Annotated in this window: 6 protein-coding genes and 2 pseudogenes; 5 read left to right on the top strand and 3 right to left on the bottom strand. The window is 55.5% G+C overall.

Translation table 11 applies throughout. The features are described from left to right. Both L691_RS0103705 and holA read left to right on the top strand, forming a co-directional pair. The coding region (locus L691_RS0103705; RefSeq protein WP_025688858.1) for a hypothetical protein at positions 1 to 1,005 on the top strand (1,005 nt) is incomplete at its 5' end. Positions 1,006 to 1,309: 304 nt separating this feature from the next. After that, on the top strand, positions 1,310 to 2,341 hold the full coding sequence (gene holA, locus L691_RS0103695) for a DNA polymerase III subunit delta (protein ID WP_025688857.1): 1,032 nt from the start codon (positions 1,310 to 1,312) through the stop codon (positions 2,339 to 2,341). Positions 2,342 to 2,359: 18 nt separating this feature from the next. Here holA and L691_RS31030 read toward each other — a convergent pair. The 3 genes and pseudogenes from L691_RS31030 to rpsT all read right to left on the bottom strand — a co-directional run bounded on the left by L691_RS31030 (position 2,360) and on the right by rpsT (position 3,665). Then, positions 2,360 to 2,927, bottom strand: a pseudogene (locus L691_RS31030) (glycosyltransferase). A gap of 3 nt (positions 2,928 to 2,930) precedes the next feature. Further along, positions 2,931 to 3,305 (bottom strand): annotated as a pseudogene (locus tag L691_RS30485) (TetR family transcriptional regulator C-terminal domain-containing protein); the annotation flags it as partial. Between the two features lie 87 nt (positions 3,306 to 3,392). Continuing rightward, positions 3,393 to 3,665, bottom strand: a complete 273-nt coding sequence (gene rpsT, locus L691_RS0103675) for a 30S ribosomal protein S20 (RefSeq protein WP_025688854.1) — start codon at positions 3,663 to 3,665, stop codon at positions 3,393 to 3,395. A gap of 178 nt (positions 3,666 to 3,843) precedes the next feature. On the opposite strand from rpsT, the gene gpr reads away from it, so the two are divergent. From gpr to L691_RS30480, 3 genes are all read left to right on the top strand, one after another. After that, the gene (gpr, locus tag L691_RS0103670; RefSeq protein ID WP_025688853.1) at positions 3,844 to 4,845 is read left to right on the top strand and encodes a GPR endopeptidase; all 1,002 of its coding nucleotides are present in this window, start codon (positions 3,844 to 3,846) and stop codon (positions 4,843 to 4,845) included. Between the two features lie 254 nt (positions 4,846 to 5,099). Further along, the gene (locus L691_RS0103665; protein ID WP_025688852.1) at positions 5,100 to 6,401 is read left to right on the top strand and encodes a stage II sporulation protein P; all 1,302 of its coding nucleotides are present in this window, start codon (positions 5,100 to 5,102) and stop codon (positions 6,399 to 6,401) included. A 42-nt stretch (positions 6,402 to 6,443) separates the two neighbouring features. After that, the gene (locus tag L691_RS30480) at positions 6,444 to 6,941 is read left to right on the top strand and encodes a hypothetical protein (protein ID WP_025688851.1); all 498 of its coding nucleotides are present in this window, start codon (positions 6,444 to 6,446) and stop codon (positions 6,939 to 6,941) included. Positions 6,942 to 7,066: the final 125 nt, after the last annotated feature.

The following is a 7,066-nucleotide window of genomic DNA, read 5'->3' as shown; positions in this document are numbered from 1 at the left end:
TCTGCGGCAGAGACGGATTCTCCGCGGATGAGCCGCAAGGCGTCACGAGCCAAGGCGCGCCAGAGCTCCTCTCTGGCAGGCCGCTTTGGAATTGGCGCGGCCGCTGCGGCAGTTATTTTTGGTATTGCCATATTCAATATGCCGGAGAAGCTGCCGGGAGCGCAGGTGGACACGATGATGAAGAGCACCGCTGAGTATAACGATTCTAGGGAGAATGCAAGTCCGGCGGCGACGAACGATGGCGGAGCGGACTTGGGCTCGGGGGAATCTTCAGGCGGGGCGGGCGTAACCTTTGGGGGAAGCGTAGAGGACAGCGCTCCAGCCGATGCCGGAACGTCAACATTGGCTGCACCGGAGAGCCCTCCGCCGAAGAATGGCGGGCAAGCGGCAGAGGACGGCGGCGGTAAGCCAAATGCAGCCGAACCTACGAAGAAAGCGCGAAGTGATCGTGCAGAAGGGCCGGCTGCAAAGACAGACCCGAGCATGGATAGACGAGTCACTAACAAGCAGACGGCAACTCCCCTGCCATCCGCCAATGCGTCAGCGTCGCCGGAAGCCAGCATGGATGATAAGGCCGGTGAACAGAGCGATTCCTTAAAGTCGGATAAAACGCTGCAGGCGCCGCAATCGAGTGGCGGAGATATGGGGATTATGGATATGGCTCCTGCGGAATTGTCGCCAGATTCCCTGTCATGGAAGTCGCCCGACAGTCGATATACGGCGGTAGTGGAAGGCAATCAGCTGGTAATCTACCGCGATGCAGCAGATGCAGATACTTCAGACGGGAGACAGGCTGTCGATAAAGTTACAATTGAGGGAACCTGGGTGTCGGGAAAATGGTCGGAGGACAGCCGGCAGTTTACGTATGTGACGAAGACAGACGGGAATAAGGTGAGCGGCGCGTATACCGTACCGCAGGAGACGGCGGACCCTGCTGCTGCCCCATCGGCTTCGGCAGCGCCGGCGTCTCCATCCCCGTCACAGGGAGCTTCAACAAAAAAGTGAAAAGCTGGCACGTTTTGCGGAGCTGCCGAATACAATATAGCATGAGGACAGGAATGCTTTAGGGCGGCAGTCCCCCGCAAATACATCGGTATGACCGTCGGCTAAGGAAGTTTCTAGAGCTTCCCGCACCGTCGTTTATATAGATGAGCCGCGTAAGGGCGGAGAGGTTTTGGCTGGCTTATGCCGAAGCTTCTCCGCTTTTGCTGCTTTCGGTGGCCATTTACGCGCAGGAATGTTTTTTGCTAAACTATTGAAACGTAGAACCTCATGAACGAGCAGACCTGAAAAAGGAAGTGGCGCGAAGGTGGATGCCAAGACAGCGGCCAAGGAAATCAAGCAGGGGAATTTCTCCCCGGTTTATTGTTTATATGGAAGCGAAAAGTTCCGAATGAACGAATTTGCGGCTTTTTTGGAGAGCGAGCTGATTGCGAAGGAGGACCGTGATTTTGCGGTGATTCCTTTCGACCTTTCCGAAACGCCGATCCAGGCGGTGGTTGAGGAAGCGGAGACTGTACCGTTCATGGTGCCCCGCAAGCTGCTGGTTGTAAGGGATGCCTCGCTGTTCACGGCAGGCAAGGATAACGCCAAGCTGGAACACCGCGTCGATGTCCTCCAGGAATATTTGACGCGTCCCGCTGAATTCAGCATAATCGTCTTTCTAGTCAACAGCGACAAGCTCGATGAGCGCAAAAAAATCGTTAAAACGCTGAAATCGGCCGGCACCGTGCTGCCGTTTAATCCGCTCGGCGCGGAGGAGCTTCTCCGCTGGGTGGAAAAAGGCATCCGGGATCGCGGCTGCACCGCCGCGCCGGGGGCGGCAGAGGCGCTTATCGCCTGTGCCGGCACAGGGCTTCAAGGGCTCACAGCCGAGATGGACAAGCTGTGTCTGTTCGCCGGAAGCGGCGGAACGGTAGATACGGCGGCTGTGGAGAGTCTGGTGCCGCGGGGAACGGAGCAGAACGTCTTCACGCTGGTGGAGGAACTCGCGAATCTGCGTCTGGATAAAGCGGTGGGAATGCTGCACGAACTGCTCAAGCAGCGGGAGGAGCCGATCAAGATTGCCGCGCTCATCACGCGGCAGTTCCGGATTATTTTGCAGGTCAAGGATTTGTCGGCCCAAAGCTATTCCCAAGGTCAGATTGCCTCCCAGCTCGGGCTTCATCCCTATGTCGTCAAGCTGGCCGGGGAGCAGGCACGCAAGTTCGGCGGAGCACAGTTGAGAGAGATTTTAAGCAGCCTGGCTGATCTGGATTACCAGATGAAGACGGGCAGAATTGACAAGGTGCTGGGATTGGAGCTGTTCATGCTGCGGCTTGGCGCTGGGAAACCAGCATAGGAATTCTATTTATGTAAACTATCTTCTTTGATTCTCATAATAGGCTTTGTCGGCATGCCGATGGTCGGTTCCCTTCAAGTAAGCGAGAATCAGCCCCGGTTGCTTGATGAGATACCAGTCTCCTACTTGGTCGAACTTTCGGCAGGAGGTAATCATACAACGATGCCCAGGCTCATCCGCTCAAATCTTCCTGTGGTGCCGCCGCCGATGTATTTTCCCCCGGACAGATGCCACTCGATTTCGGAGAGCATATTGTCCGTCATCCGGCTGTCCGCGTCGATCGTCACGATGAATTCTCCTCTGGCCGAAGCTGCGCCGCTGTTTCGAATTTGAGATAAATTTTTGCGGTCGTCGTGGACAATTGACACAATTATACGAGCGGGCAATTTCTTCCGTCTTGTCGGTGCAGCGGTTCAGAATGACGATGACCTCAACCCGGCCGGGGCAGTTCTGCGAGGCGGCAGCAATCTGAGTCCAAGCATTTCGGGATATATTTTTCTTCGTTGTGCGCGGGAATCAGGACGGAGAAAAGAATCTCCCCACTTCTTCCGGTCCTGCAAAACTTTGGCTGTCCATAATGAATCATTTCCTATTTTCGGATGCCGTCAAGCAGAACATCCGTCATTTTACGGTACATCCGCCTCACATTTTCCTTATCCAGAAAGCGCGTGTTGTTCGCCAATCCCGAATAAGAGCTCAGCAGAGCAAAAGCCATTTCTCCGGGCTCCTGCTCCTTGAATTCCCCGCGCTCGATTCCTTCCCGGATCATTTCTTCAAAACGCTGCACATAGCCCGTAATCATCGCTCCGAATTTCTGGACTGCTTCAGAATCCACCCCGGTGGTTGCGATAAAATCCTCGCCGGCTTTGGTAAGCGAAAGATCTACGTTGTCAGCTAAAAGCTCGCTGTAAGCATACAGCTTGTCGACCGCCGAAGAGAACCGGGCGGAGCGGATATCCCATTCTGTCCAGTTCGACGAAGGAACAACAAAAAAACCTGAACCGCGTCATCGGGAGCGGTCAGGTTCTTCAATTGCTCGATATAGAAGCTCTTAGCCCTGAGCGGAAAGAGCGTTCAGTTTCTTCGCCAAGCGGGATTTCTTGCGGGCAGCCGCATTTTTATGAACCAGACCTTTAGTTACGGCCTTGTCCAGCTTCTTGGAAGCAGCTTGAATAGCAGCTTTGGCAGTTTCTACTTCCGTACCTTCCACCGCGAGGTCGGCAGCTTTGACAGCTGTACGAAGGGCGGACTTTTGGGAAGCGTTCAGCGCACGGCGTTTTTCCGTTGTCTTAACGCGTTTTACCGCGGATTTAATGTTTGGCATTGCATTCACCTCCTGTAAGGCATTCGGAAATCATCAAAATGATTCACAACTTAAAATAGTTTAGCATGTGTGATAGCAAAATGCAATAACCAAACCAGGTGATTTCTCCCTTCATTATTGTATAATCGCGCCCCTCCTCCCGCACACTATGGTAAAAAGGATAGGAGGCTCATCACGTATGGAACTGGATCTGCAGCTTTATTCGGTACGCACTGACCTGGCGCTGGAGTCCAAGGAGATGGCCCAGGGCATGAATAACATGCCGATTCCCGGGGTGAATGAGGAAGTGGAGGAATTGGGCGGCATCAAAATTACACGGCTTGCCGTCAGCAGCGATGAAGCTTCTCAGAGAATCGGGCGGGCAATCGGCAATTATGTCACCCTGGAAGTCCCTGGACTGCGGGGCGGAGACACAGGGCTTCAGCAGAAAGTGTCCGAAGCTTTTGCCCGTGAGTTCGAAGACTTTATGAGACGGGTCGGAATTGGCCGGAACGCCTCTGTGCTCATTGTTGGGCTGGGCAACTGGAATGTGACCCCGGATTCGCTGGGACCGCTTGTGGTGGAGAATGCTCTGATTACCCGGCAATTTTATGAACTGATGCCGGATCAGGTAGCCCCGGGATACCGCAATGTCAGCGCTATCGCTCCCGGTGTGCTGGGGGTGACCGGAATCGAATCCAGCGAGATTGTCCAGGGGATTGTCGATCGCACGAAGCCGGATGCCATTATCGCCATCGATGCGCTCGCTTCCCGCTCGCTGGAACGGGTCAACACGACGATTCAGATTGCCGACATCGGCATTCACCCGGGCTCAGGCATCGGCAACAAGCGGCGCGGGCTGACGCGGGAGGTACTGGGTGTTCCCTGTATCGCCATCGGCGTTCCAACGGTATGTTATGCCTCCACAATTGCCGGTAATGTGCTTGAGATGATGAGAAGCCACTTTGGCGGGGAAGGCGGACGCAGCAAAGAAATTATGGGGCTGCTGGACAGCATTACCGAACAGGAGCGGCTGGCTCTGGTCAAAGAAGTGCTGGAGCCGCTCGGTCATGACCTGATTGTAACGCCGAAGGAAATTGACGAATTCATCGAGGATATCGCCAACGTCGTGGCCAGCGGACTGAATGCGGCGCTCCATGATGCCGTCGATCCAGGCAATGTTGGCGCTTATACGCACTGACACGTACCCTATTTGGAACGCGCAGGAGATGAACTGACCAGACGCAAGCCGGGAGGAGGTCCGATTTTCCTCTTGCCGGTTTGCATGAATTTAGAAGTCTCCTTGCTCCCGCAATGAATCTGAGGTGCTTCTACAGCTAAGACTCTACATCCTTTGCGGGGTTATTTTGTCTTCCTTTCGTTCTATCGTCTCTCTCTCACTCATAGATTTGAAGTATGAGAGATTACAGCGAGCTTGAGGAGGACATAACAATAATGAACAGAAAATGGTTTCATTTGTGGAACATCGGCCGCTTACGGTCAAAAGTGCTCGACGCGCTGGCGCTCGGAAGAACGATGCTGCTGCTCGCCTGCGGTTCCCTGGTCTTCTTCATTCTGCTGGGAGCCGGCGGAATGGCCGGAGAGAAGCTGGATAATTCGCCGCTGCCTTCGATGAAGGGGCTCGCGGCTTCCCTCTCCGGCGGATTATTCAAGGAACTGCTCGGGATGGAAGTTCCGCATCTGCCGGATACCAAGGAGCCGTCCGCACTGTCAGGCGGGAAGGTAACAAGCTTCGTCTTTCAGCTGCTGACGAGCGTAAACCCGGGCGATCCGAAAAGCCTGCTGTCCCGCGAGGTGCCGGGAATGGCCGCAGACGATGCCGTGCTGCTGCGCAAAGGCTCCGGCGGGTCGGAGGGTGCTCCGGCCGACTACCATCCGGGAACGGACGGCCTGGCGACAGATGCGCCGGGCCCCGAAGCGACGCCGTCTCCAGGTGAGGGAGCCGGTGCACAGGAGACGCAGCCGCCGGAGAATAGCGATGTCCCGTCGCCGTCTCCCGCAGATGGTCCGGAAGCTTCGGACACGGGTGTAAAGCGGATTTTGATCTACCATTCTCATCCGCGGGAAGCGTATAACCCGCTGCTCTCCACAAAGAGCGACAGTCCCAACTCGGCCAATCCTGCTAAAAATGTAATGGTGGTAGGGTCCTTTATCACCCAAAGGCTGGAGAAACGGGGCATCGGCACCCTCCATTCGGAAGTGGATTATGCAACCAAGGTTGCCAGCTACAACTGGAATTTTTCCTATAAATATTCCCGGGTGACGGTTAAGGCGGCCATGGCTGAGAATGCGGGGATGACCGAGCTGATCGATATCCACCGCGACTCGCAGCGGCATGACAAGACAACTGCGGTCATTGACGGAAAGAGCTACGCGCAGGTGTATTTTATTCTGGGCCGTTCGAACAAGAACTGGAAGAAGAATGAGGAGTTCGCCAATAAGATTCACCAGCGGCTGGAGAAAAAATATCCCGGGCTTTCCCGAGGCATCTGGGGCAAGTCGTCGGGCAAGGGCAACAACGGGGAGTACAACCAGTCGATGTCGCCGAACAGCGTCCTGATCGAGGTAGGCGGTATAGACAGCACCGAAGCCGAACTGAAGGCTACCTCCGAAGTGCTGGCGGACGCCATCGCCGATCTGTATTGGAGCAGCCATCAAGCGGAAAAAGCGAACGCGGAAGGGCAACCGGCGGTGCCTTCCAAGAGCGGAACAGGCAGCGAACCGGCAGCGCAATGAATTGTGGAGCCGTATAAGGATGAACGGAAAGGGTGGAAAGCGATGTCTCGTTTCGGCAAAAAATTGGTGGCGTTCGGTGTTTGGGCTGGTATCGGTGTACTTGTGGGCATGCAGTTCGACGGGAGCGGAGGGACTTCCTCCTCCCCCGTTCCCGGCTGGAGCGTAATCTCCGGCGGCATTCAGAATACGGCGCCTGTATCCCAGCCCCAGCCCCAGGCCGGGACGGTAACCGGGCTTCAGGTGCAGAGCGACGGGAAAGGGGGATACATTTATGTCCCCGTAACCCTTGCTCCCACGGCCGTCCCGCAAGTCCAGACCCCGGCTGCGGGGCAGCCTGCTGCCGGAACCGCATCGTCTCCGCCAAGTCTTCCGCAGCTGCCGGCCGGAAACTACAGTACGCTTACGCCGGGACAGATTCTCGTTCCCGATGGGCATAAATCCACGGTGGACACACTCGCGGACAAGACGGCGGGTATGCTGCAGAACGCGTCCCAAAAAGGAATCCGCTGGGTAGTCGCTTTGTTTGATTCCACCGAATAAGCGCGATATCTTGCTTCTGCCTCCTTAGAAGGAACGGCTGCCCTATCCTCCAAGGGGCGGTTTCTGTTTCCGAAAGCCATATATTTCTATTTTGAACAGATTTAGTGTCGCAGTCCCCCCACCTC

Source organism: Paenibacillus zanthoxyli JH29 (genome assembly GCF_000520715.1).
Taxonomy (GTDB): domain Bacteria; phylum Bacillota; class Bacilli; order Paenibacillales; family Paenibacillaceae; genus Paenibacillus_AQ; species Paenibacillus_AQ zanthoxyli.
The sequence above is the reverse complement of the archived record's forward strand: the minus strand, read 5'-3'. Positions and strand labels throughout refer to the sequence as shown.

What these genes read in the sequence shown, in the direction of transcription:
- L691_RS30480 (WP_025688851.1), top strand. Translation starts at nt 6,444, where the DNA reads ATGTCTCGTTTCGGCAAAAAATTGGTGGCGTTCGGTGTTTGGGCTGGT.
- rpsT (WP_025688854.1), bottom strand. Translation starts at nt 3,665, where the DNA reads ATGCCAAACATTAAATCCGCGGTAAAACGCGTTAAGACAACGGAAAAA.
- L691_RS0103665 (WP_025688852.1), top strand. Translation starts at nt 5,100, where the DNA reads ATGAACAGAAAATGGTTTCATTTGTGGAACATCGGCCGCTTACGGTCA.
- gpr (WP_025688853.1), top strand. Translation starts at nt 3,844, where the DNA reads ATGGAACTGGATCTGCAGCTTTATTCGGTACGCACTGACCTGGCGCTG.